Origin of the sequence: Humitalea rosea (assembly GCF_003253705.1) — a bacterium.
GTDB classification, from domain to species: Bacteria; Pseudomonadota; Alphaproteobacteria; order Acetobacterales; family Acetobacteraceae; genus Humitalea; species Humitalea rosea.
Map to the genome: position 1 here is coordinate 1 of NZ_QKYU01000066.1, position 1,417 is coordinate 1,417.

General features: G+C 69.6%; 1 protein-coding gene. It reads right to left on the minus strand.

Going from position 1 to position 1,417, the window contains the following annotated elements; all coding sequences use genetic code 11:
- Window positions 1-17: 17 nt before the first annotated feature.
- Window positions 18-1,196: an IS110 family RNA-guided transposase gene (locus tag C8P66_RS23360; protein ID WP_111400673.1), complete on the minus strand. Its 1,179-nt coding sequence runs from the start codon at window positions 1,194-1,196 to the stop codon at window positions 18-20.
- Between the last annotated feature and the right edge of the window lie 221 nt (window positions 1,197-1,417).

Below are 1,417 nucleotides of genomic sequence, written 5' to 3' on the forward strand. Positions count from 1 at the left end.
GCTGCGTAATGCGCCAGTCAAGCGGCTTTTCGGGTGGGATCGAAGTTTTGTCGCGAGTGGAGCATGGTCCACAGGACGTTGACGCGTCGTCTGGCCAGGGCGATGAGGGCCTGGGTGCGGTGTTTTCCCTCGCGCCGCTTGCGGTCGTAGAAGGCGCGGGAGAGCGGATCGCGTGTCATGACGGCGCAGAATGCGCTCTGGAAGAAGACGCGCTTGAGGGCCTTGTCGCCACCGAAGGCGCGGCGCGAAGCGGCGCGGCGGCCGGACTGGCGCAGCACCGGGGCGAGGCCTGCGGCCGAGGCGAGCGCGTCGGCGGAGGGGAAGCGGCCGATATCGCCCACGCAGGCGATGAACTCTGCCGCGAGCACCGCCCCCATCCCCGGCAGCGAGCGGATGAGGGCGCCGTCAGGGTGGCTGGTGAGCAGCCCTTCGAGATCGCGGTCGATGCGAACGACGCGCTCGCGTGCCTGCAGGGCCTCGGCGGCGAGTTCACGGATGAGGTCTGCGGTGGCAGCCTCGCCGACGACGGCGATGCGCTGAGCCTGTGCGGCCTCCAATGCCTGCTCGGCCAGCGCTTCGACGTTGCGCACCTGCGGGGTCTTGCGCAGCTGAGCGATGAGCCGAGCCTTGCCGGCGCGGCGGATCTCGGCGGGGGTGACGAAGCGGCTCAGCAGCGCGAGCGGCCCCTTGGTCGTGACGTCGAGCACCCGCTCGAGGCCAGGATGGATGCCGCACAAGAGATCGCGCAGGCGCGCCAGGCGGCGGGTCTGCTCGGTGACCAGTTCGCGCCGTCGGCCGACCTTGAGGCGGATGGCGACTACGGTCTCGTTGTTGGGTGCGATGGGGCGCAGTTCGCGGGTGCGCACCAGCTCGGCGATGGTGCGCGCGTCCCTGGGGTCGGACTTGCGCTCGCCTCCGGCGAAGCCCTGGCCGGCGCGGTTGACCGCAATCCCTGGCGTATGGACCAGCGCGTACCCCTCGGCCAGCAGGACCGCCTCGAGGAAGCGGGCGAAGGAGCCGACCACGTCGATCCCGATGGCGGGATCGCCGCCCAGCCCGCGCAAGGCGGCGACGAAACCCTCGATGGCCTGCGGGTCGTTCTCGACCGCGCGGTCGAGAACGACCCGGCCTGCCTCGTCCACGGCGCAGGCCCAATGGGTCTGTTTTGCCGCGTCGATCCCGATGCTGATCTTCATGGAAAACCCTCCTCGCTGGCTCCTCCTGGCGCACCCCGTCTCCCCGGCATCGCCTTACACAGCCATCGAGGGCATCGCGTAATCAGCGGTCGATCAGGGGCGGCGATGCGGGCGGCTCAGCCACCTGAACCATCAGCAGCAGCAAGCATGACAACCATACCCGCATCGCCTGCGCGCCCACAGCTTCGCAGCCTTCAGCACGCAAGGAAAAGGGGTAAGGC